Annotated in this window: 28 protein-coding genes; 17 read left to right on the top strand and 11 right to left on the bottom strand. The window is 43.7% G+C overall.

Annotation, left to right across the window (positions count from 1 at the left end):
• From NIAKO_RS39310 to NIAKO_RS11345, 4 genes are all read right to left on the bottom strand, one after another.
• Window positions 1–156, bottom strand: a complete 156-nt coding sequence (locus NIAKO_RS39310) for a hypothetical protein (protein ID WP_242675506.1) — start codon at window positions 154–156, stop codon at window positions 1–3.
• 11 nt (window positions 157–167) lie between these two features.
• Window positions 168–743, bottom strand: a complete 576-nt coding sequence (locus NIAKO_RS11355) for an ABC transporter ATP-binding protein (protein WP_049815507.1) — start codon at window positions 741–743, stop codon at window positions 168–170.
• Between the two features lie 4 nt (window positions 744–747).
• Entirely contained in the window at window positions 748–1,665 is a 918-nt protein-coding gene (locus NIAKO_RS11350; protein ID WP_014218556.1) for an ABC transporter ATP-binding protein, read from the bottom strand.
• Window positions 1,666–1,879: 214 nt separating this feature from the next.
• Complete coding sequence (locus NIAKO_RS11345) at window positions 1,880–2,101, bottom strand: hypothetical protein (RefSeq protein WP_041346641.1); 222 nt, start codon at window positions 2,099–2,101, stop codon at window positions 1,880–1,882.
• A 309-nt stretch (window positions 2,102–2,410) separates the two neighbouring features.
• On the opposite strand from NIAKO_RS11345, the gene NIAKO_RS36630 reads away from it, so the two are divergent.
• Together NIAKO_RS36630 and NIAKO_RS11335 are read left to right on the top strand one after the other, a co-directional pair.
• Window positions 2,411–4,000 carry a sensor histidine kinase gene (locus NIAKO_RS36630; protein WP_014218555.1) on the top strand — a complete coding sequence of 530 codons (1,590 nt, stop codon included), beginning with the start codon at window positions 2,411–2,413 and terminating at the stop codon, window positions 3,998–4,000.
• 122 nt (window positions 4,001–4,122) lie between these two features.
• The gene (locus NIAKO_RS11335) at window positions 4,123–5,142 is read left to right on the top strand and encodes a zinc-dependent alcohol dehydrogenase family protein (RefSeq protein ID WP_014218554.1); all 1,020 of its coding nucleotides are present in this window, start codon (window positions 4,123–4,125) and stop codon (window positions 5,140–5,142) included.
• A 23-nt stretch (window positions 5,143–5,165) separates the two neighbouring features.
• Here the strand turns inward: NIAKO_RS11335 and groL are convergent, their stop codons facing one another.
• Window positions 5,166–6,788 carry a chaperonin GroEL gene (gene groL, locus NIAKO_RS11330; protein WP_014218553.1) on the bottom strand — a complete coding sequence of 541 codons (1,623 nt, stop codon included), beginning with the start codon at window positions 6,786–6,788 and terminating at the stop codon, window positions 5,166–5,168.
• Window positions 6,789–6,931: 143 nt separating this feature from the next.
• On the opposite strand from groL, the gene ligA reads away from it, so the two are divergent.
• The 10 genes from ligA to NIAKO_RS11280 all read left to right on the top strand — a co-directional run bounded on the left by ligA (window position 6,932) and on the right by NIAKO_RS11280 (window position 17,223).
• Window positions 6,932–8,785, top strand: coding sequence for an NAD-dependent DNA ligase LigA (ligA, locus tag NIAKO_RS11325; RefSeq protein WP_014218552.1), 1,854 nt, complete (start codon window positions 6,932–6,934; stop codon window positions 8,783–8,785).
• 36 nt (window positions 8,786–8,821) lie between these two features.
• Window positions 8,822–9,490, top strand: a complete 669-nt coding sequence (locus tag NIAKO_RS11320) for a BON domain-containing protein (protein WP_014218551.1) — start codon at window positions 8,822–8,824, stop codon at window positions 9,488–9,490.
• Between the two features lie 52 nt (window positions 9,491–9,542).
• Window positions 9,543–9,755 (top strand): hypothetical protein, encoded by a 213-nt coding sequence (locus NIAKO_RS11315; RefSeq protein WP_041346639.1) that lies wholly within the window; start codon window positions 9,543–9,545, stop codon window positions 9,753–9,755.
• Between the two features lie 31 nt (window positions 9,756–9,786).
• Entirely contained in the window at window positions 9,787–11,577 is a 1,791-nt protein-coding gene (gene polX / locus NIAKO_RS11310; protein ID WP_014218550.1) for a DNA polymerase/3'-5' exonuclease PolX, read from the top strand.
• Window positions 11,578–11,655: 78 nt separating this feature from the next.
• A complete protein-coding gene (gene acsA, locus NIAKO_RS11305; protein WP_049815693.1) occupies window positions 11,656–13,392 on the top strand; it encodes an acetate--CoA ligase in 1,737 nt (578 codons plus the stop codon).
• Between the two features lie 7 nt (window positions 13,393–13,399).
• Window positions 13,400–14,398, top strand: coding sequence for a pyruvate dehydrogenase (acetyl-transferring) E1 component subunit alpha (gene pdhA / locus NIAKO_RS11300; RefSeq protein ID WP_014218548.1), 999 nt, complete (start codon window positions 13,400–13,402; stop codon window positions 14,396–14,398).
• A 12-nt stretch (window positions 14,399–14,410) separates the two neighbouring features.
• A complete protein-coding gene (locus NIAKO_RS11295; protein ID WP_014218547.1) occupies window positions 14,411–15,406 on the top strand; it encodes an alpha-ketoacid dehydrogenase subunit beta in 996 nt (331 codons plus the stop codon).
• Window positions 15,399–16,478, top strand: coding sequence for a dihydrolipoamide acetyltransferase family protein (locus NIAKO_RS11290; protein ID WP_014218546.1), 1,080 nt, complete (start codon window positions 15,399–15,401; stop codon window positions 16,476–16,478). Before NIAKO_RS11295 ends, NIAKO_RS11290 begins: the two co-directional genes overlap by 8 nt.
• Window positions 16,475–16,732, top strand: a complete 258-nt coding sequence (locus tag NIAKO_RS11285; RefSeq protein WP_014218545.1) for an acyl carrier protein — start codon at window positions 16,475–16,477, stop codon at window positions 16,730–16,732. The genes NIAKO_RS11290 and NIAKO_RS11285 overlap by 4 nt, the downstream gene beginning before the upstream one ends.
• Before the next feature lie 14 nt (window positions 16,733–16,746).
• Entirely contained in the window at window positions 16,747–17,223 is a 477-nt protein-coding gene (locus NIAKO_RS11280; RefSeq protein ID WP_014218544.1) for a pyridoxamine 5'-phosphate oxidase family protein, read from the top strand.
• Window positions 17,224–17,253: 30 nt separating this feature from the next.
• Here NIAKO_RS11280 and NIAKO_RS11275 read toward each other — a convergent pair whose 3' ends face one another.
• Together NIAKO_RS11275 and NIAKO_RS11270 are read right to left on the bottom strand one after the other, a co-directional pair.
• Window positions 17,254–17,577, bottom strand: coding sequence for a thioredoxin family protein (locus tag NIAKO_RS11275; RefSeq protein ID WP_262493717.1), 324 nt, complete (start codon window positions 17,575–17,577; stop codon window positions 17,254–17,256).
• A 46-nt stretch (window positions 17,578–17,623) separates the two neighbouring features.
• A complete protein-coding gene (locus tag NIAKO_RS11270; protein WP_014218542.1) occupies window positions 17,624–17,818 on the bottom strand; it encodes a hypothetical protein in 195 nt (64 codons plus the stop codon).
• Between the two features lie 115 nt (window positions 17,819–17,933).
• Here NIAKO_RS11270 and NIAKO_RS11265 point away from each other — a divergent pair, with 115 nt between their 5' ends.
• The gene (locus tag NIAKO_RS11265; RefSeq protein ID WP_242675435.1) at window positions 17,934–18,506 is read left to right on the top strand and encodes a CDP-alcohol phosphatidyltransferase family protein; all 573 of its coding nucleotides are present in this window, start codon (window positions 17,934–17,936) and stop codon (window positions 18,504–18,506) included.
• 253 nt (window positions 18,507–18,759) lie between these two features.
• Here NIAKO_RS11265 and NIAKO_RS11260 read toward each other — a convergent pair whose 3' ends face one another.
• Genes NIAKO_RS11260 through NIAKO_RS11250 form a run of 3 tightly spaced genes read right to left on the bottom strand, consistent with a single transcriptional unit; the run spans window position 18,760 to window position 20,014 of the window.
• Window positions 18,760–19,389 carry a phosphoribosyltransferase gene (locus tag NIAKO_RS11260; protein ID WP_014218540.1) on the bottom strand — a complete coding sequence of 210 codons (630 nt, stop codon included), beginning with the start codon at window positions 19,387–19,389 and terminating at the stop codon, window positions 18,760–18,762.
• A 22-nt stretch (window positions 19,390–19,411) separates the two neighbouring features.
• Entirely contained in the window at window positions 19,412–19,627 is a 216-nt protein-coding gene (locus NIAKO_RS11255) for a hypothetical protein (protein ID WP_041346638.1), read from the bottom strand.
• 3 nt (window positions 19,628–19,630) lie between these two features.
• Window positions 19,631–20,014, bottom strand: coding sequence for a hypothetical protein (locus NIAKO_RS11250; protein ID WP_014218539.1), 384 nt, complete (start codon window positions 20,012–20,014; stop codon window positions 19,631–19,633).
• Between the two features lie 140 nt (window positions 20,015–20,154).
• Between NIAKO_RS11250 and NIAKO_RS11245 the strand changes: the two genes are divergently transcribed.
• From NIAKO_RS11245 to NIAKO_RS39710, 3 genes are read left to right on the top strand one after another with little or no spacing between them, the layout of a single operon-like run.
• Window positions 20,155–20,571, top strand: coding sequence for a hypothetical protein (locus NIAKO_RS11245; RefSeq protein ID WP_041346637.1), 417 nt, complete (start codon window positions 20,155–20,157; stop codon window positions 20,569–20,571).
• On the top strand, window positions 20,564–21,235 hold the full coding sequence (locus NIAKO_RS11240) for a PHP domain-containing protein (protein WP_041346636.1): 672 nt from the start codon (window positions 20,564–20,566) through the stop codon (window positions 21,233–21,235). Before NIAKO_RS11245 ends, NIAKO_RS11240 begins: the two co-directional genes overlap by 8 nt.
• A gap of 21 nt (window positions 21,236–21,256) precedes the next feature.
• Complete coding sequence (locus NIAKO_RS39710; protein ID WP_071884267.1) at window positions 21,257–21,349, top strand: zinc ribbon domain-containing protein; 93 nt, start codon at window positions 21,257–21,259, stop codon at window positions 21,347–21,349.
• A 7-nt stretch (window positions 21,350–21,356) separates the two neighbouring features.
• On the opposite strand, the gene NIAKO_RS11235 is transcribed toward NIAKO_RS39710, so the two are convergent.
• Window positions 21,357–22,487: a baeRF3 domain-containing protein gene (locus NIAKO_RS11235; RefSeq protein WP_107685525.1), complete on the bottom strand. Its 1,131-nt coding sequence runs from the start codon at window positions 22,485–22,487 to the stop codon at window positions 21,357–21,359.
• Window positions 22,488–22,671: 184 nt separating this feature from the next.
• Here NIAKO_RS11235 and NIAKO_RS11230 point away from each other — a divergent pair, with 184 nt between their 5' ends.
• A complete protein-coding gene (locus NIAKO_RS11230; protein ID WP_014218537.1) occupies window positions 22,672–24,030 on the top strand; it encodes a trypsin-like peptidase domain-containing protein in 1,359 nt (452 codons plus the stop codon).
• Window positions 24,031–24,078 lie beyond the last annotated feature (48 nt).

The raw sequence follows: 24,078 nt of genomic DNA, 5'->3' as shown, positions 1-24,078 counted from the left end.
TCACTCAACTCTTTTTGCTTTTCGGGCCAGTTGCAAAAACACGCCATCCATAGAAGTGGCGCCAAATTGTTTCATAAGACTGGCCGGGCTGTCGAGAGCTTCGATGCGGCCATCTACCATAATGCTTACCCGGTTGCAATACTCCGCTTCCTCCATGTAATGGGTGGTTATGAATACTGTAATACTCTAGCCGAGGCTTCATAGATCAGCGCCCAGAAGTCTCTTCTTGCCACAGGGTCCACACCACCGGTCGGTTCATCCAGGAAAGCAATGGCGGGCTCGTGAATAATGGCAATGGAAAACGCCAGTTTCTGCTTCCAGCCCAGTGGCAGCGAGCGCACCATTTTTTTCTCCTGGCCGACAAGATGAAGCTGATCAAACAGCCGCTGTGATTTTTCCATGATCTGTTTATCGTCCAGGCCGTAAATACCAGCGTAAAAACGGATGTTCTCACTTATGGTCAGGTCTTCGTAAAGCGAAAATTTCTGGCTCATATAGCCGATATGTTTCTTGATCAGTTCACTTTGTTTGTAAACGTCGAAACCGCCTATCCTGGCTGTACCTGAAGTGGGAAACGATAATCCGCACAACATGCGTATGGCGGTAGTTTTCCCGGCGCCGTTGGCTCCTAAGAAGCCAAAGATCTCTCCCTTCTTCACTTCAAATGAAATATGGTCAACTGCTGTAAAGCTGCCGAATTGCTTCGTTAGTTCACTAACGGTAATTACTGGTTCGTTTTGCATTTTTTCACTCTTTAATAAGTGCAATAAAACAATCTTCTATACCGGGTGCAATGGTCCTGATCTCTATGCCGGTCAAAGGTTCTTTGCCGGTGATCTGCCGCAGCATGCTTTCATTTTCGTTACCTTTTAAGACCACATGATGGTATTGTCCGAATGGGAAACAGCTCTCTACCCGTGCATCGGCCTTTATTACCTGCAGCAGGTGAAACATGTCATCAGCCTTCACCGCCCAAAGCGGTTTACCAAAACTGTTGATGATCGCCTGGGGAGTGTCCACCCTTAACAGTACGCCCTTTTGCATCAAAGCCACCCTGTCGCAAAGGCTTGCTTCATCCATGTAAGCCGTGGAAACAACAATGGTAATTTCTTCCTTCTTCAGCCGGTGCAGCATTTCCCAAAATTCTTTTCGTGATACCGCATCTACACCGGTGGTGGGTTCATCGAGAAACAAAACAGCCGGCTTGTGAATGAGCGCACAGCAAAGGGCCAGCTTTTGTTTCATGCCGCCTGACAATTTTCCGGCTTTGCGTTTCTTATAAGGTTCCAGTTGCCGGTAGATGTCTTCAATAAGCGAATAGCTGTCCTGAACGCTGGTGTTGAAAATGCTGGCGAAAAATTCAAGGTTTTCCTGCACCGTCAGGTCCTGGTACAATGAAAAGCGGCCCGGCATATAACCTACCCGGTTACGTATACGACGAAAGTCTTTTACAATATCCAGCCCTTCAACAGTGGCGTTGCCGCTATCGGGCAGCAGCAGGGTAGTGAGGATCCTGAATAAGGTTGTTTTTCCGGCTCCATCGGGCCCAATGATACCAAATAGCTCTCCTTTTTCTACCGAAAAGGAAATGTCTTTCAGGGCTTCCGTGATTGTTTTCCCGGCAGTATAGCGCATGTTAATATGGTCTGCGGTTACAGTTTGCATACCTAACTGAATTTAATTTCCCTATACTGGAAAAATAACTGCATTTGCGTCACGAGTCCACATAACTTTCATTTGATCCCTGTAAACAAAATTCAAATAACAAAGCTGCAGTTAATAAAAAGGGCAATCAAAGACGACCATCATGCAACGGGGTGACTGTGATCAAGTGGAGATGATTTAAATATAGTATTGGCAAACATCATAATGGTTACTATTATATGCCAGTTATTTGAAGGTAATAGCCATTTGTTTTAATAACAAGGGACCCGGCCAGTTGCCGGGTACGGAGGTCGTATTCTTTGGTGGGATTTTCATTGATATTATGATAACAAAGTATGGGTATGGGCGGTAAAAGATCTTGTGCGCCAGCCATTGTTGAAAACAACAGGAACAGGAAAATAATTACCCGGGATTTATTGATTATTGCGATGGGCATATATTAAAACTAGCTGAAGAAAGCTGGGCTGGCAATGAGGGCTGTTATCCCGCGTTATGACAATGCTCAGGGAACTGCCCAAAAAAAGAAAATATGATTACATTGATATGCACGGTTTTATACATTCACTCCGCACTTTTGCATCATTACGTTAACAAAGTGGTCTTTTTTCAGTAATCTGGTTTACCTTTAATTGCTTAATAAACCCGATATAACGGATGCAGGCACCGAGAGCCTGAAGTAAATAGATCGCTGTTATTAGACAGACTTGTAATTAATCAATCACTCTTTAAGATTAACTTGGTTGCCATGACTGATCGTCAAATTATATCACTTGAAAGTGAAGCCGGGTTCCAGGCATTATTCCAATACGCAATTGTTGGCATCCTGGTAATTAACAGCGAAGGTTATATTCAAATGGCCAATCCATGTGCTGAAAAACTATTCGGTTATACCAAAACTGAATTGATTGGTCAGCCGGTAGAAGTGTTGATACCCGAACCAATAAGACATAAACATGTACATCACAGGGATAAGTATTTTAAAAATCCAAAAGCTAGGCCGATGGGTTATGGCCTGAACCTTTTTGCCCGAAAAAAGGACGGGGCTTATTTTCCTGTTGAGATCAGTTTAGGCCATTATGAATTGTATGGAGAGCAACTGGCTGTCGCCTTTATTACTGATATCTCTGAAAGAGTAAAGGCCGAAGATCATATCCGCCAGAATGAAAGGGAATACCGTCTGATGTTTGAAGGTATTCATGAATCCTTTATGTTGCAGGAGATCGTTAAAGATGCCGGCGGTAATATTGTTGATCTGTTGTTTTTAGAGGTTAATCCGGCCACAGAAAAAATAATGGCCAAAAAGCGTCATGAGATCATTGGACACCTGAGAAGTGAATTTTTTGGGCCGCTCGACAAAAAGGTGGTCGACATCATACCCCGGGTGGAGAAAGGGGAGAATGTCAGGTACCAGCAATATTTTGAATCCATTGGCCGCTGGTTCGATCGCAGCTTTTATTCACTAAAGCCCGGACAGTTAGTAACACTAAGTATTGATATAACCCAGCAAAAGCAGGCAGAAGAGGCGATACGGGAAAGTCGGGCTGCCCTGAAAAAGATCAACGCATCACTCGAAAGGAAAGTGATGGAGAGAACACAGGAACTGACCGAAGCCCTGGCCAGGGAAAAAGAGTTGAGTGAGTTGAAATCGCGTTTTATGTCAATTGCTTCGCATGAGTTTCGCACCCCGCTTACCACCATACTTTCCAGCACCTCCCTTATTGAACAGTATAGCAAAGCAGAACAGCAGGAGAGCCGAAAAAAACATACCGAAAGAATAAAGTCTTCTGTTAAGAACCTTACCGATATTTTAAGCGATTTTCTTTCGCTCGACAAGCTCGAACAGGGAAAAGTACAGGTGGTCAAAGAACCATTCGACCTGCATGAGCTGGCAGGCGAGATCATTGAGGAGTTGAATGGCGTTTTGAAAAAGGGACAGGTAATATTGCTTTTTTTTGAGGGCAGGAAAAAAATAAACCAGGATAAAAAGATCCTGAGGAATGTGTTGCTGAACCTGCTGTCCAATGCCATTAAATATTCCGAAGAAAACAAATTGATCTCCCTGAGCATTGAAGTGGAGAACAACCAGGTATTAATAAAGGTAAAGGATGAAGGAATAGGCATACCGGAAGAAGAACAGAAAAACCTGTTTGGTAAATTTTACCGGGCAAAGAATGCCACCAACATCCAGGGTACCGGCCTGGGATTGAATATTGTAAAAAGGTACGTTGAACTGCTGGAAGGCGACATTTCATTTATAAGCAGGCAAAATGAGGGTACTGTTTTCACTCTCTGTTTCCCCGATCAGGTCTGCAGAATAAATGGAGAAGCTGAATAGATATCCGGCTTCATATTAAACCAATATTTTTGAAAACCTGATTCGCGAAACAATATAAAGATCAAAGGATCTGATAGACAGGAAACTATGTAAAAAGTAACTTTGGCTGATACTTAAACAATATGGCTACCAATCTTGCTGCAACCATGCACGCCATGGTGCTTGAATCGGCCGGGCAACCGTTGGTGTATAAAACCCTGCCTGTGCCTGCTCCCGCTGCTGACCAGTTGTTGGTAAAAGTAATAGCCTGCGGCGTTTGTCGTACAGACCTGCATATTGTAGACGGGGAGCTCGATTCGCCCAAATTGCCACTTGTTCCCGGTCATGAAATTATAGGCGAGGTAGTACAAACCGGCAAAGAGATAATGTCATTTAAAGCGGGTGATATAGTGGGCATTCCCTGGTTAGGGTATACCTGTGGTAAATGTCGCTATTGTTTAAAAGGGCAGGAGAACCTGTGTGCCAACGCCCGGTTTACTGGCTATACGCTGGATGGCGGTTTTGCCGAATTTGCAGTAGCTGATAGCCGGTACTGCTTTTTACTTCCGGCCAATTACGCTAATGCGCAATATGCGCCACTGCTATGTGCCGGTTTAATAGGGTTCAGGTCTTACCGGATGATTGGAGATGATGCGCAGAAGATAGGCATTTATGGATTTGGCGCTGCCGCACATATACTTATTCAGATAGCCTTGTTCGAAGGGAAAAAAATATTCGCGTTTACCAGACCGGATGACCGCGATGCCCAACAACTGGCCTTACAATTAGGTGCTCATTGGGTAGGCGATTCATTACATCCATGTCCCGAACCGCTTGATGCCGCTATCATTTTTGCGCCTGTAGGCTCTCTGGTGCCTATAGCTTTACAGGATACAGATAAAGGCGGTATAGTTATTTGCGGAGGCATTCATATGAGCGATATTCCTTCCTTCCCTTATAAATGGTTATGGAACGAAAGAAAGCTTCAATCCGTTGCCAATCTTACCCGTAATGATGGCAAGGCATTCTTTGAGATGGTTTCCAGAACAGCCATTCATACCCAAACAAAAATGTATCCATTAATGGAAGCTAATACCGCATTGAACGACCTGCGGAATGGTGCTTTTCAGGGCGCGGCTGTACTTGTTAACGGTAATATTTAAATACCATATATTGAAACAGCCATCTACATTATTTCGGTATCGGCAGCAATTATGGCCGTTTCCTTTTTTTCGGGCTTCTTTACAATAACACATTCGGTAGTGATGAACATACCGGCTACGGAAGCGGCAAACTCCAATGCCAACCGGGAAACTTTTACCGGGTCTATAATGCCGGTTTCCAGCAATTGTTCAAATTGTTCAGTTTTCGCGTTATATCCAAAATCATTTTCGCCTGCTTTTACTTTCTGAACGATCTCGGCAGGTTCGATGCCCGCGTTTATCAATATTCTTTTAAGTGGTTCTTCCAGCGCCTTCCTTAAAATCTCCAGGCCAGTTCTTTCATCATCATTGGCGCATTCAATTTTGTCTAGCTCAGGCAGGCAACGAAGAAAGGCTACGCCACCACCCGGTACAATCCCTTCTTCCACAGCTGCGCGGGTGGCATTAAGCGCATCATCGACAATGTCCTTTTTTATGTTCAGTTCAATTTCTGACGAACCGCCCACATACACAACGGCAACACCCCCCGCCAGTTTTGCCAGGCGTTCATGCAGCTTTTCCTTATCGTACTCCGAGGTAGTTGTTTTCAACTGTTCTTTTATCTGAGCTACGGCATTGCTGATACTTGTTTTATCGCCGACGCCGCCAATAATAATGGTCTTGTCTTTTGTTATGATCACTTTCGCGCATCTTCCCAGATGTGTTAATTCCGCATTTTCCAGTTTTAACCCTTTTTCTTCGGCAATAACAGTTCCTCCGGTTAACACGGCAATATCTTCAAGCATTTCTTTACGCCGGTCGCCAAAGCCAGGAGCTTTTACTGCAGCTACTTTCAGCACACCCCGCAGTTTATTTACAACCAGTACTGCGAGCGCTTCTCCTTCAACCTCCTCGGCTATGATGATCAGTGGTTCATTGGTTTGTCCGATCTTATCCAGCAAAGGGATCATTTCTTTCATGCCCGACACCTTTTTGTTATAGATAAGGATATAGGCGTTTTCAAAGACCACATTCATTTTTTCGGAGTTGGTAATAAAATAGGGCGACAGGTATCCTCGGTCGAACTGCATGCCTTCTACCACCTCTACATACGTTTCAAAGCCTTTTGCTTCTTCTATTGTTATTACGCCTTCCTTTCCCGCTTTACGCATGGCGTCTGCAATAAGCTTTCCGATGTCGGGGTTATTCCCTGCGCTGATACCGGCAACCTGTTCAATGCGGGAACTGTCGGTACCAACCGTAATCGCCATCTGCTTCAATTTGCCGGTTATGGCTTTTACGCCTTTATCGATGCCCTTTTTTATTTCCATGGCGTTGATCCCTGCTTCCACTTTTTTCAACCCCATATCTATCATGGTTTGAGCCAGCAGGGTAGAAGTGGTAGTGCCATCTCCAGCCGCTTCTGCAATCCGTATAGCGGCATCCCGGATCATTTTTACCCCCATATCCTCTATAGGATCTTCCAGTTCAATTTGTTTGGCAACCGTAACGCCATCGCACGACATCTGGGGCGTTCCGTCCATTTTTTCAAAAACTACATTTTTACCACGCGGCCCTAATGTAATGATCACCGCTTTTGCAAGCCTGTCTACGCCGGTTTTTAATTTTTTACGGGCGTCTAACTCGTATTCAATTTGTTTTGCCATAAGCCTGTGTTTTACATTTTCAAAACTACCCAGCCGGCGGATCTTCAGCTATGATATTTATCAGCATGTGCCATATCCCGGATCATTGATTTTAACCCGTTATAAAAATAACTTACTATCTCTCAATTCAATCTTTACGAATCGTGAAAGATCTGCTTAAACATACCAGGCAGCTTTTAAAAGCCGCCAAAAGCGACGTTATACACAAAACAGATGGCCAAAAATATGCCGCTCAATTGAGCACCATAATTGCCTGGCACGATCACCGGTATTATGTACTGAATGACCCGGTAATTTCGGACGTTGAATATGACACGCTGTTCGGCTTTTTGAAAAGAATTGAAACCAGGTGGCCCGCCCTTGTTTCCCCTACGTCGCCTACACAACGGATTGGCGCAAAGGTGACCGGCAATTTTAAAACGGTAGCCCATATGACCCCCATGCTTTCCCTTGACAGCTCCTATGATGCGCAGGCTATCATCGATTTTGATGCACGGGTCAGAAAACAGTCTGGAAAAAAAATTATAACCTATACCGTTGAACTGAAGTTGGATGGCGCAGGCATTTCCTTAATATATGAAAATGATTGCCTGGTAAAGGGCGCAACCAGGGGCGATGGTGTAAATGGAGAGGATATTACCGGCAATCTCCGCACTTTGAGGTCTATTCCGCTGACAGCCCGTTTTTCGTCTTATGGTATTGACAAGGTAGAAATCAGGGGCGAAGTGATTATTAAAAAGGAAAGCTTTAGGAAGCTTAACAAGGTAAGGAAAGCGACAGGTCTTTCCTTATTTGCCAATGCAAGAAATGCCGCGGCGGGGTCTTTGCGGCTGCAGGACCCTGAAAATGTGTCGCAGCGGGATTTAACCGCCTGGCTTTACCAGATCAGTTATGCTGTTGACAAAGGAAAGAAAGATGTATTGATAAATAAGATTGGCAACCAGGAAAATGCCATCCGGTTATTACGCATACTTGGTTTTAATACACCAGAGATACAAAAGGCTGGTTCTGCCAAAGAAGTTATCACCATTTGTGAACGTTGGAATGCTGCAAGAGAGGCGTTTTTATATGAAATTGATGGGTTGGTCATTAAAGTGAATGATTTTGCCAGGTACAACATGCTTGGTTTTACCGCTCACCATCCTAAATGGGCAATGGCATATAAATTTGCTGCCAAGCAGGCCACTACCATTCTTACAGCTGTTCATTTCCAGGTGGGAAGATCGGGGGCCATTACCCCGGTGGCCGTGCTGGAGCCGGTTAGTATAGGTGGCGTTACGATCACTTCTGTTTCATTACACAACGAAGATTTTATCCGGGATAAGGATATTCGATTGTTTGATACAGTTATAGTGGAACGGGCTGGTGATGTGATCCCCTATGTGGTAAAGCCTGTAAAAGAAAACCGGCCCCGCAGAGCACGGATAATCAGATTTCCCCTAAAATGCCCATCCTGTGGCGCCAGGATCAACCGCACGAAAGGAGAAAGTGAATGGCGTTGTATTAATATAAATTGCCAGGCGCAGCTAAAGCAGCGAATTCAACATTTTGCGTCAAAGCAGGGAATGGATATATCCGGAATGGGAGTAAAGACGGTAGACCGCCTGTTTACTTCCGGCCTTATTCAACGGGTCCCGGATATTTATCATTTGCACCATCGGCAACTTGGTTCAATAACTGGTTTCGGAAAGCAATCGGCCAGTAAGCTGTTAAATGCGATAGAGGCGTCTAAAACCCGTCCCTTATGGCGTTTGATCAACAGTCTTGGTATCGACTTAGTAGGCGGACGAACTGCCCATATCCTCGCTAACTCGGTAACCAGTTTAACCGAACTTATTAAAATGAGCAGGAAAGAACTGGAATCATTGCCTGGCATCGGCAGTAAAGTAGCAGACAGTATATATGTTTATTTTAAACAACCGGAGCATGTAAAAATGATCAGGGAATTAAAAAAAGCGGGTGTTAAAATACATAATGCGACCACTGCCCTTGTATGATTATAATCATTGTTATTTACAACTTAAATTGATGTTATGAAAAGTGATATAGAGATCCAAAAAGATGTAATAGATCAACTGAACTATGAGCCTATCTTACAATCTGAAAAAATAGAGGTTTCGGTTAAAAACGGGGTGGTTACCCTGTCGGGCATAGTAAAGTTCTATTCACAGAAAATGGCGGCAGAACATGCCGTAAAAAAAGTGGCTGGCGTAAGAGCCGTAGCCGAGGAAATACAGGTTGGCCATTCACCGTTGTTAAAAAAGTCGGACCCAGAACTGGCTGAGGCAGTTTTACAGGCCTTGAGATGGAATACAATGGTGCCGGCTGAAAAAATAATGGTTAAGGTAGAAGACGGCATTGTATCACTGGAAGGTGAACTGGATTGGGACTATCAGCGTATTGCCGCCAGCAAGTCAATTAACAACCTGGCAGGTGTAATAGCGGTTCACAATTTTATAACCTTAAAGCCCCGCATGACCACAAATGATATAAAACAAAAAATCAAAACTGCTTTTGAGCGCATTGCTACCATTGATGCCGAAAAAGTTATGGTAGAAGTGGATGGCGGTAAAATAACGCTTTCCGGAAAGGTGCGTTCGTTCGCGGAACAGGAAGATGCGATCAATGCCGTTTGGTCGGCGCCGGGGGTAACCGAAGTGGAAAATCACATGGAACTGGAAGATTCAGTATATGCATGGTAGTAAAAAAACAATACAGGAGTCGCCATCTTTTTCCTGTAATGCATTAAAAGTTATGCAACAACGTTATCTGCTGAAAACAGGTGACAGGGAGAATGCTGTTTCCAAAACCATCAACCTACCGGAAGAGGCGACCATTCATGATATTGATGCTATTTATAAAATGGCCTGGAAAGAACAACTGAAGGGTATCACCATTTTTCGTTACAATGTAAAAGCTAAACAGGTTATAAAATGTGGTGTTACCAATACGGCCTGCCCTATATAAACCCATTGTTCATTTAAATAAATTGTTTGTTATGGAGCTGATAACTGTTTCTAAAAAGACGGAAAAGCATAACCCCGAGCTGGCAGCTATTTTTCATCAAATGGCCTCCTGCTATCGTTATCTGGGGGCCAAACATCGTTTCAGGGTTATGGCTTACGATAGCGCCAACAGGACCATCAATAATTTGAAAAATGATATTTCGGAATATGCAGGTAAAAACGATGGCCTGCACGAATTAAAAGGCATTGGAGAAAGCATTGGTGAAAAAATAATAGAGTATCTACATACCGGTAAGATCAACACGTTTGACCAGCTCAAGAAAAAGGTGCCGCTGGGATTGCTCGAACTTATGGATATAAATGGATTGGGGCCTGCTACCGTTAAAACATTACACAGGCGGCTGCATATCAACAATAAAGAAGAATTGATCGCTGCTATTGAGGCGGGTAAGCTGGAAAACCTGAAAGGCTTCGCCTCAAAAAAGGTTGAAAATATAAAACGCGGATTGAAACTTTTTAAACAGGCCCATTCGCGCATGCTGTTATGGGATGCGCAGCGTACAGGTGAAGATATTTTACAGCAGGTATTGCAGTTGCCTGGAATAAAAAAAGCAGCGCTTGCCGGCAGCCTGCGTAGAAAAAAGGAGACCATTGGCGATATAGATATTGTTGCTACTGCCGACAAAAAAGACTGGAAAAAAATTGTGACCCGGTTCGCTTCACTTCCTCAGACAGACAGGGTTTTGGCAAAAGGCGATACAAGAGCGGCCATTGTTTTAAAAGGCTCCGGTACACAGGTAGATCTCCGGCTGGTGCAGGCACACGAATATGGTGCCGCCTTGCTTTATTTCACCGGATCAAAAGAACATAATATTGCGCTTCGGGCCCTGGCCAGGGCACAGGGATATAAATTGAACGAATATGGTGTTTTTGATGCAGTAACTGACAGAAAGCTGCCCGGTACTACCGAGGAAGAGATATACCGTTTGTTTGATCTGCAATTTATTCCGCCGGAGCTTCGTGAAGCAGGAAGAGAAATTGAGACCGCCCGGAAAAAACATATTCCCGGGCTGCTTCAACTGAAAGATATGAAAGGTGATCTGCACCTGCACAGTACCTGGAGCGATGGGGCCGATGAAATAGAAACGATAGCCCGTTATATCTGTAAAGAATTCCCGGCTTATGAATATATAGTGATCACGGACCATTCACCCAGTGAGCGCGTTGCGCATGGATTGCAACCAGCCGATTTTACAGATCTATTTAGGGAAATAGAGCGGATCAATAAAAAACTGGGAAAAAACCTGGTAAAGAAAGGGGCGGAGGTAGACATCCTGGCCAATGGCAGTCTTGACCTCCCCAATGAACTGTTGCAGCACTTGGATTGGGTGGTTGCCTCTATACACAGCGGGTTTAAGAAAGATAATACGGAAAGGCTGTTGAAGGCCTGTGCAAACAAATATGTGAATTGCATTGGCCATCCGTGGGGCCGGTTGATCAATAGAAGGGATGGGTATGACGTTGACTGGAATAAATTATTTGAAATACTGAACAAAACCGGAACTGCCATTGAGATCAATGCGCAACCAGACCGGCTCGATCTGCCCGATTACCTGGTTAAAGAGGCAGTAGCAGCCGGCGTAATGATTGCGATAGGTACAGATGCACATGCCCTCACGCAATTCGACTTCATGCAACTGGGTGTTTCGGTGGCACGCCGTGGCTGGTGTGAAAAGGCAAATATTCTAAATACACATTCCTGGAAACGGATGGAACAGTTCAGAAAGATAAAATTACAATGGGGTAACAGTGATAAATTGTAAATGATCAGTAAACGGCATGACGGCCCTCATTGCCAGATACCGGTAATTCAGATACATTCGGAATATAATATTGCCATTATGGAAAGTTTGGAAATCATGCAACGCGCCAGTGCATATAACCTGCAGCAATATGAATCATTTTCCCGGAAGTTCAGTTGGGCAGAGGAATGTAACCAACTAACAGGACTGCCGGGAAATAAGGGTTTGAATATCGCCTATGAAGCAGTTGAACGCCATGCTTCCGGTGAAAAAGCACAAACTATTGCCTTGCGGTGGATAAGGAAAGACATGAGTGTTGAAAATTATACTTATGCTGGTTTGCAAAAATTGAGTTCACGTTTTGCCAATGTGCTGTTAAGGTTGGGGATAATGAAAGGCGAACGGATCTTTTCCCTGCTGGGCCGTGTTCCGGATCTATATCTTTCGGCACTAGGGTCTCTGAAGATGACAGCCGTTTTCTGTCCTTTGTTTTCTGTATTCGGGCCGGAACCTGTTTTTCAACGATTACACCTCGGTGACGCAAAAGTGCTGGTAACAACCCGGTCATTGTTTGAGAAAAAGGTGAAGGGGCTACTGAACAGATTACCGGTACTCAAATTTGTTTTGTTAACTGATATAGACAGTCATGTTGATGGAAAAGTGTTATCGCTTCCTGTATTGATGAAAGAGGCGTCTGATGAATTCACTATACCGGCCACTGATCCTGAAGATGCTGCATTACTGCACTTTACCAGTGGCACCACCGGCCTGCCTAAAGGCGCTTTGCATGTTCATAATGCAGTGCTGATGCATTATGTGAGTGGAAAATATGTACTGGATCTCAGGAAAGGGGATGTTTTCTGGTGTACGGCCGACCCTGGTTGGGTTACCGGTACATCGTATGGTATCATTGCACCGCTGGTGAATGGGGTTACCACCATTGTTGACGAAGAAGAATTCGATGCTGCCAGGTGGTATACAATACTTCAGGATCAAAGAGTGAATATATGGTATACAGCCCCAACCGCTATCCGCAGGTTAATGCGTATGAATATAAAACCCGCTTCTGTTTATGATCTGAGCCAGCTCAGGTTAATTGGCAGTGTAGGTGAGCCCCTGCATGCGGAAGCTGTATTGTGGGGCGTTAAAACATTTGGCATACCCATTCTGGACAACTGGTGGCAAACCGAAACCGGGGGAATTATGATCGCTAATTTCCCGTCCATGAAAATAAAGCCAGGATCAATGGGAAAGCCATTGCCCGGCATTGAAGCCGCTATTGCCGATGTTACCGGTTCGTCGTTTCAACTGGTAACAGAACCTGGTAAACAGGGACATCTGGTATTGAAAAAAGGATGGCCTTCCATGTTCCGCACTTATTTGAACGAGGAAGAAAGATATAATAAATGTTTTCGGGATGAATGGTATCTCACGGGCGATCTGGCAAAAAAAGATGCCGATGGATATTACTGGTTTGTGGGACGGGCTGATGATATTATTAAGACCTCCGGTCATATGGTAGGGCCTTTTGAAGTAGAAAGTACATTGATGCAGCACGAGGCGGTGGCTGAAGCCGCTGTGATTGGAAAACCGGATCCGGTAATAGGAGAAATGGTGAAAGCATTCATTATCCTGAAACCCGGGTTTACCGGAAATGAGAAAGTGCAATTGGATATTCTGGGCTTTGCCCGGCAGAAACTGGGACCGGCCGTTGCCCCTAAAGAAATTGCTTTTGTGAATGAATTGCCCAAAACTAAAAGCGGAAAAATCTTGAGGCGGTTGTTAAGATCGCGCGAGTTGGGATTGCCAGAAGGGGACACTTCAACACTTGAATAAAATGAATATGCCGAACGAAATCTCCATACAGGATCTGCCTGCCGTTGACAGAGAACATGGTATACAGCTTTTATCCCAGATGATGCGGATCAGGCGGTTTGAAGAAAAGGCCGCTGAAATGTATACAAAGACCAGGATCCGCGGATTTCTTCATTTGTATATTGGGGAGGAAGCGGTTGCAACCGGGGTGATCCAATGCCTGTCGGCTGAGGATACCATCTTAAGTACGTACCGAGAGCATGGCCATGCCCTGGCGCGTGGTATAGATGCCTCCTTATTAATGGCCGAGATGTATGGAAAAGTGCAGGGCTGTTGCAGGGGCAGGGGCGGTTCGATGCATTTATTTGATATCAATAAAAAGTTTTATGGCGGCAATGCCATTGTTGCGGGCCATTTACCTATTGCCGTTGGAATGGCCCTGGCCGCCAAAAAACAAAATAAAAAAAACATTACCTGTTGTTTCTTTGGCGACGGAGCTGTGGCCGAAGGCGCTTTTCATGAATCAATGAACCTGGCAGCATTATGGGGTGTTCCTCTGCTGATGGTTTGTGAGAATAATTTATATGCCATGGGAACAGCCATCAGGTATTCCCATGCCATACAGGAACTGGAGAAAAAAGGAGCCGCCTATGGAATTGAAGCCGTTGCCGTGAATGGGATGGATGTGCTGGCCGTAGAAGCAGCAGCCCGGTTGGCCGTGGTAAAGATACAAAAAACAGGGAGGCCTTATTTTCTTGTATGTAACACCTACCGGTTTCGCGCGCACTCTATGTTTGATGCTGACCTGTACAGAGATAAAAGTGAAGTGGAAGCATGGAAGCAAAAAGACCCCATTCCCGCCTTGCAAACACAGCTTTTGGAACAGCGCCTGGTGAGTGAAGAAGAGCTTCAAAAAATAAAAAATGACATTGAACAGGAGATGCAGGCGGCAGTTGCATTTGCAGAAGGCAGCGCCCTGGAGCCTGTGGAAGAACTTACAAAATTTGTTTACAGTAATAAAGGCTGATGTAAAAGAAAAATGAATGAGGGGAATACGATAACTGTTACGTATCGCGAAGCACTGAAGCAGGGCATTCGCGAAACCTTGCAAAAAAACGAAAAGGTTTTTTTGATGGGGGAGGATGTAGGCCGTTATGGCGGCGCTTTTGCCGTTAGCAAAGGATTGCTGCAGGAATTCGGGCCTGATAGGATCATGGATGTTCCGTTATCGGAGGCAGGGTTTACAGGCGCCGGCATTGGCGCGGCGCTGGGCGGCATGCGGCCCGTTGTAGAAATAATGACTGTAAATTTCAGCCTGCTGGCCATGGACCAGATAGTGAATAATGCAGCCACCTTGTTGCATATGTCGGGCGGACAGTTGAATGTACCCGTTATAATTCGAATGAGCTGTGGAACGGGTAGGCAACTGGCCGCGCAGCATTCCCACAGTTGGGAACCTTTATTTGCCCACATTCCCGGATTGATTATATTATCGGCGGGTACCCATGAAGATGCGCGCAAGATGCTGCCGGCGGCCCTGCAAAGCCTTGACCCCGTGATCATTTTTGAATATACCGCCATGTTGAACATGGAAAAAGAGATGCCGGATAACAAGGAAGATTTCAACATAGATAAGGCCATTGTAAGAAAAGCAGGAAAGGATATTACCATTGTTACTTATGGCGCAGGTGTATATAAAGCGCTGGACGCTGCCAATGAATTAAAAGACCTGGGCATAGAGGCAGAGGTGATCGATTTACGCATTTTACGGCCGCTCGACAAGGAAACTGTTTTTGCATCGGTTAAAAAAACGCATCGGGCGTTGCTGGTAGAGGAAGCCTGGTCTTCAATAAATGTGTCGGCTGAGATCAGTGCTGCCATTATGGAAAACGTTTTTTATGACCTTGACGGCCCTGTACAGCGATTGGGCGGACTGGAAGTGCCCATGCCCTATGCCAAACACCTGGAGGATGCTTGCCTTCCCCAAAAAGAAACCATTATTGAAAAAGTGAAAAAGATGCTGCAGCATGATTGAATTTAATATGCCCAGCCTCGGCGCCGACATGGAGGCAGGAACGCTTCGTGAATGGCTGGTAAAGCCCGGTGATAAGGTAAAACGGGGCGACATTATTGCTGTTGTTGAAACGCAAAAGGGACTTATTGATATCGAAGTATTTGACGAAGGTATTATTGATCAGCTGTTGATTGGTCAGGATGAAAAGGTACCCGTAGGAAAGGTGATGGCCCTGATCGCAAACGGTGCATCTCCCAAAACGCCCGTTTTACCACAGGTAAAAGCCTCGCCGCTCGCAAAACGCATGGCCGCTGAAAAAGGCATAGATCTGCAAACAATAATAGGAACAGGAGAAGGGGGTGCCATTACGAAGGAAGATGTGGAAAAAGCTGCCGGTCAAAAACGGGTTGTTACAGAAATTAAACCGCCGGCTTCAGAAAGCATCAGAATGGCAGTGGCTGCAGCCATGAGTAAATCGAACAGGGAAATTCCGCACTACTATTTGCAACAGAAGATCGATATGCGCAGAGCGCTTACCTGGTTAAGTGAAGCCAATAAACTAAGAAACGTTAAACAACGCTTACTCCCGGTAGTACTCCTGGTAAAATCGGTTGCAGCGGCCCTGGTAGCCGTACCGCAATTAAATGGATTCTGGGAAAACGGGTTTCAGCAGATGAACGAAATAAATATCGGATTTGCTATTTCATTGCGCTCCGGTGGAGTAATGATCCCGGCTATCCGGAATGCAGATAAAAAGTCACTGGATGAGTTGATGGCCGCATTAAACGATATTATACCAAGGGCAAGGGCCATGAAACTGAGAAGCTCGGAGTTAAGTTCCTCCACCATTACTATTACGAGTTTGGGTGAAGCCAATGCAGAACTTGTTTACGGAGTGATCTATCCGCCACAGGTAGCATTGGTTGGGTTTGGAAGCATTATTGAACAGCCCTGGGCCGAACAGGGCATGCTGGACGTTCGCCCGGTAATTACAGCCACCGTCGCCGCAGATCACCGGGCAACGGATGGCACAACAGGCAGCAGGTTGCTTATGCACATTAATAACCAACTTCAAAAACCTGAATTATTATGACAGATACCGAAATAAAGCAGGTGCTTATTGAGCTGTTAAAAAAGATAGCACCCGATACGGAGCCGGAAAAGCTTGCAGCTGATGATGATATAAGGCATACGCTGGAAATAGATTCATTTGACGCCCTGCAGTTTGTAGTGGCGCTGGATGAACATTTTGGTATTGATACACCGGAAGAAGATTACGGAAAAATTGCTACAATGAAAGATCTGGTGCAATATATTCAGCAAAAGAATAGCAAATTGTCTGCCTGACTAAAACAGAAGTTATGTTTGGCTCATTAGATAACAACCAAATAGAGGAGGTGCTGATGCACCAGGTACTTGGCCGCATCGGTTGCTGCGATAATGGAGTTTCTTATATAGTGCCCATAAGTTATGCGTATGACGGCGCCTGTGTATATGGGCATACAAAGGAAGGGATGAAGATCAATATTATGAGAAAAAATACAGCCGTTTGTTTTGAAGTAGAAGAAATGAAAGATATGGCAAACTGGAAAAGCGTAATTGCCTGGGGGAAATTTGAAGAAGTGACAGATCCAGCGCAACGCACAATCGGATTGCAGCTATTGCTTAGCAGGGTGCTACCACTTATCAGCAGTGAAACTACGCATCTTTCGCCGCTATGGCCCTTCCCCGTAAGTGATATAAACTCAATTAAAGGTATTGTATTTCGCATTGCACTGGAAAAGAAAACAGGTCGCTTTGAAGAAAATAACGAAACTGCCTTTTACGGCATTGGCTGAGACAGGGAATATAAGTGTGTAAAAGGTGTGTTATTTTATTTCAAGCATTAAATGTTCCAGAATTTCATGTGCTGCAGAGATACCGTTTTTATGCCATATCATATATCCCTCCTTGAAGATTGCTACACTTGGCACCATATAAAGTCCGTATTGATTGGCGATTTGCTGGTCTTTGTCAAAGTCTAACCTAAGCGTTGTAGCCCGCTCGCCGGCAATTTCTTTTACTTCCTGTAGCACAGGCTCCATGCGTTTACAGGCTTCGTTCCAATCGGCGTAAAATTCAACTACTACCGGTGTGGTGCCTTGTATAAAAGATTCAAAATTATTCATATCGTAATGTTTTACCTGGTTTATTCAAACCGGTGCATCACCCATGGAGCAATAAGTTGATAAAAACTACTTATAAAGGATCATGCTCTTTAGGCTTGAAAATTCGCTCATGATTAAACAGGGGCGATTCCTCTTTTGTTTTTTTGCCATGTTTGGATTCATGGGTTTGACCTTTATTCTTACCGGCACTGAGCATTGATATCACACGCGCCGGACTTTTCAGGCTGTTTGATCTTACTTTTTGAAGTGAGGCGTGGCGGATCATATATTATGATTTCATACAATTTACTATTTGTGACAACGCAGAAAAATGAGCCTCATCACTAGTTGTAATGATGTGCGTCATTAGTCAATGGTGGGCATTATAATAGCTTTAAGATGTGGTGAATAAGAGCTGTTATTATATTGTTAATGGAATTACACTGTATCGACTGATGATGGTGCCGGTGCTTATTGGGATGGTCTTTATGTACCAGGTGGATCTGTTTAAATGGCTGTTGGCCATTAGTTTTTTTTCCGATCTTATAGATGGATGGCTGGCGCGCCGATATCATGCAACAAGTATTATAGGTGCGAAGCTGGATTCAGCAGCTGACGATCTTACATTTGTGGCAGGCATTGTTGCTGTGGTGGTATTAAAACCTGAATTTTTAAAACAGCAGGCGGTATTTGTCATTATACTCGTAGCTCTATTTCTTACCCAGACCGCGTTGGCCATTTTTCGTTATCAAAAGATCACCAGCTTTCATACCTGGCTGGCCAAATGCGCGGCGCTGATGCAGGGAACGTTCCTGATACTGCTTTTCTTTTTACCTCGCCCTGTTGAACTTATCTTTTATATAGCGTTTACCGCTACTGCAGCAGATCTGTTAGAGGAGATTGTTCTGGTGGTATTATTGCCTGAATGGAAAGCAAATGTAAAAGGGCTGTATTGGGTATTAAAGAAACATTAACGAGATCTGTAGCTCATGATGTAAGCTTTGTAGTCTGGGGTTTTCGATTCACGGGGTTTGCCATGGCAATGGCATAGCAGAGCACCAGCAGGTCATACCGGTCTAATGTTTTCCTGATAAATTCAACAGGAACTCATTACAAAGCGATGTGATCTACTATGCGCCTCCATACCACCACCTTGAAATTAATGTGGTTAACCGGTATGAGGATAAAAAAAGTGAGTTAAATAATAATGTAGGGTGAATGATTTATCTAAACAGTTCTTTTCTCCCATTTTTTCAGAAATCCCAACGTTTCCTGGTCGTTAAGGTCCCTGAACGAATCATAATATTGGGCAACTGCAAAGAATTTTTCCGGTAGTTTAAGAACAACTACATCATCGGCCTCCTGTAACAACTCGTTTTTTGTATCAACTGTACATACCGGCGTTGCCACAACAATTTTTGCTGCGCCTATTTTTTTGCACATTCTTATAGCGGCAAAAATAGTAGCGCCGGTTGCAATGCCATCATCGACTATAACGATATTCCTGTTGTTGAGCTCAGGAATTACCTGCACTTCCCGTAAGATGCGTTTTCTGCGTTCTATTTCGGCCAGTTGCTGATCTTCGATGGCGTCAATCATTTCTTGTGAAAGATCTATTTTAGGATTGTGGTAAACGGTCCCGTCTTCGGCCATAGCGCCAAACGCATATTCCGGGTTTCCGGGGTAACTTAATTTCCGTACGATAATAAAGGAGAATTCTGCATCCAGTTGCCGGGCAACATAGTAAGCTGTTTCAACGCCTCCTCTGGGAATACCTAATACAATCACGTTTTTATTCCTGTATGCTTCAAGCGCCTTTGCCAATAGCAGGGCAGCCTGTTTGCGATTGGTGAACATTGTAATATGAATTAATAGTTTACTAAATTAGTGTCCGGTCTTTTGCCACCATTTCCTTTTTGACCAGTACCTGGTTTTTTACCATGTCTTTTACGATATGTCTGCCATATTCATGCGCCAGCATGTCGGAAGAATTGTAGTCAAATGATTCCGTTTGCACGGAATAAATCAGTTCCCTGGAGGTTACATCAAACAGGTTGCTTTCCCAGAAATATTTTGTATCGGTAACATAACCCACTGCTTATGCAGCCCATTTGCCTTTTAGTTGCCATGACAATAAGAGGATAATAAATCCGCAGATCAGGTAAGTGCTATACAGCCAGGGGATGGATTGTATCATTATTGAATGTATAGTGACCCATACCATCATAGAAATGCCACCTGCCAGTGACAGGCTGTATTGCATTTTACCATGCTGTACCAGGCAAATAAGTGCCGACAGGGATATGATACCCGTTATGATAAACATGGTCCCGGGTAACAGGAAATTATTCGAGAAAGTCGGTTGCAAAAAATCGAGTGAATAGCTGTATGCTGTTAATACAGGATAGGCAAGGAGGAGCATACCTATAAGCGAGGAAGTAATTCCAACAAATGCCATGAGTATGACAAGCAGCGTACGCATAAAATAAAATTTTTGATTAACAATTACACACAAATATAGATTTACTGTTATGCCCGTGTAAATGACGATTCTCATTTCCATTTTTGACTGTTCTCAATGCCTGGCAGCCATGTTTATATTAACTTGGATAAAAGAGTTATATGGCCAAAGAAAATAAAAATTTAAGCGTAAACAGGGTGGTGGGCGATCTGCTATATACAATTGCATCCTGTTATCGCTACCTGGGTAATGAATACCGGGTTAAAGTGATGGACTATTCCGCTGCAGCCCGGTTTGTTCATGGTTTGGATATTGATATTCTGCTATTTGCAGAACGGCCTGCCGGCCTTAACAAATTGAAAGATATGGACGAAAATATAGCACAGGAAATTGTTGAATATCTGAAAACCGGCAAGATCAATACTTTCGAGAAACTTAAAAAAAAGGTGCCTGTAGGACTGCTTGACCTAATGGATGTTAACGGCTTTGGTCCCAACACCCTGAAAATCATATATGAACAATTACATGTAAATAACCGCGAGGAATTGATAAAGGCGGCAAGCTCTTTACGTGAGTAAAATATATACCCACTATGATTATCTCGTTATTGCCGATCCTGTTTTTACCGGGCAGATAAAAGGCGGGCTAAGACCGGAGGAGATTGTAGAACAGTTCGGAGAAATTGACCTGGTAAATAAAACATTGGGTAGGCAATTTATAAAAAAGGGCCTGAATGTGCCTATTCTGCAGGACGGTTCATTGGGCTTGCCGGCTGGTTTATTGCAACAAGGTGACTGGGTTACCGCTTTTATTGCAGGTGATTTTAATAAAGATATCACATCGAGGTTGATATGGGCCTGTGAAAACCCTTATGTGCAGTGCCTGAACCATCCTGATAGCAGGCCAGGTGTACAAAAGCAATCCTGGACAGTTAACTGGAAAAAAGTAATTGATAAGGCTGCAGCCACCGGTACGTGTATTGCTATTAATGCGCAGCCAGATCAACAAGCTGGTTTGAAAGAGGACTGGATAAAGTATGCAATCGAAAGGGGCGCAAAGATCTGTATTGGTACCAATGCCAGCTATTTATACCAATTCGATTTTATATCAACAGGGGTTGCGGCAGCAAGAAGAGGCTGGTGCCGGAAAGAAGATATTTTAAATACCCGTTCGTGGAAAGAAATTGAATCCTATAAACAATATAAGCAAAGCGTTTTATCACATCACATGAAAGATCTATAAGCCAATAAACAGTATTAATAAATCTGCACAGAGAAGGATGGCTCAAGAAACAGTGACTACTGCAAATATTGCCATGCCAATGGGGAATTCACGGGTTTTTCTTCTTTGCCATAGCTATTTTTTAATACCTGGTGATCAATGCTATCCTTTTGTGATCCCTTAATGCATCGTTTTCCACCATTATTACCTCTCCATTCTTTTCCAGCATTAGTATAATAAGACTGTTAACTGCATCAGGTAATATCCGGTGCGCCTGTTTGGGTTCGTGTAAAACCAGGTCATAGTCCTCGTGATCTGGCAAATAACCAGGAACAGCATAATCTTTTTCTACCAATAATTTAAAACCTCTTCCTTCCTGCACTGCCTTCCAAATATTATCGAGGCCTGTAATGCCCAGTCCTTGCCCTGTTTTTTCATTGAAATCTCTTAGCACCCTGTCTTTATTGTTGTCAAGGAACAGCTTCATGGCCTGCCAGGTCAATGCGCCCAGATCGTGTTCATTATAATTTGCGTAACTACCTGGAACATTACAGGCAATGTTGTCTTCATGGGTGGTGATCTGCCTGAAATAAGAAAGGTCTTTATTGTCACCCATAACTATCAGCGGTATCTTATTGCCCAGATAATTATTCAATAGTTTATCTGTTTCGCGGAAGAAACGTTTAAACCGGATCTCTTCCACCGCTGATCTGTTTTTTTCAATTTCCTTTACAAAGCTATGGCCTGCATTGGAGTTGCCCCGGGAATGTCGGCTGTATTCATATTCGTCTTCATTCTTATGGGGAAAATCGGAATCGGCGATTGCTATAAGCCAATTCAGGTGGCCATTATATAGTTTTGTTTCCTTTTGTGACAACTGTAAAACTACATAAGGAGTATCATAGTATGATTCATATAAAAGGTCCCTGATGTCGAACGTTTGCGCGATCGTTACTCTTTCTTTTACAGGGAAGAAAAAAGGAATTAGTTTTTTTACATGCGCGGACGCAAATACACCAATGCCGGCGGCATTATGCATAAAATCTATTTGTTCATACAGGTCGCCCATGGCCAGTATCAGTGGCGCGATTGCTGCATTGTCAAATTTATTTTGCAACTCCTGTCTGGCTTTCTCCATCATGTTGTCCAGTTCTACCGAATCGGCTCTTCTGCCGGGCGAAAGCCGGTTTGTAGGCATAATTACTGATACACAAACATCACTTCTTTCTACTGCAAGTGTTTGTAGATCGTTATTGAACATATGCTTGTTCATACATTTAATTTCTGTGTGGTTTAATAATATCAATGTCAATTTTTCTTACTTCAAATCTACTGTTACACCGGGCTGATTAATAAAACAAGAATCAGCATTCCGTCTGATGTTGCTCATTGTATGCCCCGGTGGCCTGGTGATAAATTTGACAGAATCTGTAAGGGGGATCTTCAAATAAGAAAGCATGATAAACAGATTCTTAATCATTCTTTTGGCAATAAAATTATTATGGAGCAGTTGCTTTGGTCAGGGAACTCCTCTTAGTTTCCGTTTTGCTGCCAGTAAGGCTACACCGGCAGTGGTTCATATCAGGTCTTATTTTTCTGAGCAGTCGGCCGATTATGGGAATAATAACTTTTGGTATCATTTCTTTGCACCGGATAAAAATAATTCAACACTACAGGTTGGCAATGCATCAGGCGTAATTGTAAGGGCAGATGGATATATTGTTACAAACAAACATGTTGTTGATAAAGCCCAAAAGATAGAAATTATTCTTCCAAATAAACAAGAATGTATAGCTACTGTGGTGGGCACTGATGCGGCCACCGACCTGGCGCTTTTGAAAATTGATCAAAATCAGTTGCAAAAAATAGAATTTGGCAAGTCCGATTCTATTGAAGTTGGTGATATAGTACTGGCCGTTGGCAATCCCTTTAACCTGGCATCAACTGTTACCGCTGGTATTGTTAGTGCAAAAGCAAGAAATATCAAACTGCTGGGAAATAGTGAAGCCGTTGATTCATACATTCAGACTGATGCTGCTGTTAACCCGGGAAACAGCGGAGGCGCACTGATAGATATAAATGGGAAACTAATTGGAATTAACTGCGCCATCGCTACCACAACCGGTGCTTATGCCGGCTATTCATTTGCCATTCCAGTCGAAATTGTAAAAAAAACAATAGATGATCTGCTGAAGTATGGAAAGGTAATGAGGGGATACCTGGGGATCATAGCCAGTGAAATGAATTGGGAAAAAGCAAAAATGCTTGGTCTTTCAACTGCCTCCGGAGTATTGATCGATAGTATTCAGGAGAATGGAGCAGCGATGAAGGCTGGTGTTCAAAAAAATGATCTGATACTCGATATAGATAATCATAAAATAGAAACCCTCTCACAGTTGCAGGAGACTATTGCAAGGTACAAGCCCGGGGAAAATATACAGTTGACCGTAAACAGATCTGGAAACGAGAAAGTGTTTGTGGTCACATTATCTGTTGCTTTGGAAACAAAGGACCATGCATCAAAGGACAGTGCCTTGTTAAAGACCCTGGGCATAACAGTAGAAAAATTGTCTGCCAGCGAAAAAAAGCAATTAGGTGTTCCATGGGGGGTGAAAGTAGTGGCCATTGATGAGGGAATTATACCCCAGAGCACCTCCATGCAGAAAGGATTTGTTATTTTGGTAGTTAATAAAAAGCGTATCCGAACTACCACTGACTTTTTTAATGCAATGAAGGCCGATGACAAGTTGTTTATAATCGGCGGCGTTTATCCGGGCTCTTTGGGAATATATTACTATACACTAGAAAAGAAGTAGCCGCTAGGGGGACTTAACAGAACGTTGTGTTACAAGGCTTACAGGTAT

Source organism: Niastella koreensis GR20-10 (genome assembly GCF_000246855.1).
Lineage (GTDB): Bacteria > Bacteroidota > Bacteroidia > Chitinophagales > Chitinophagaceae > Niastella > Niastella koreensis.
Note: the sequence above shows the minus strand (reverse complement) of the source record. Positions and strands in the feature narration are given on the sequence as shown.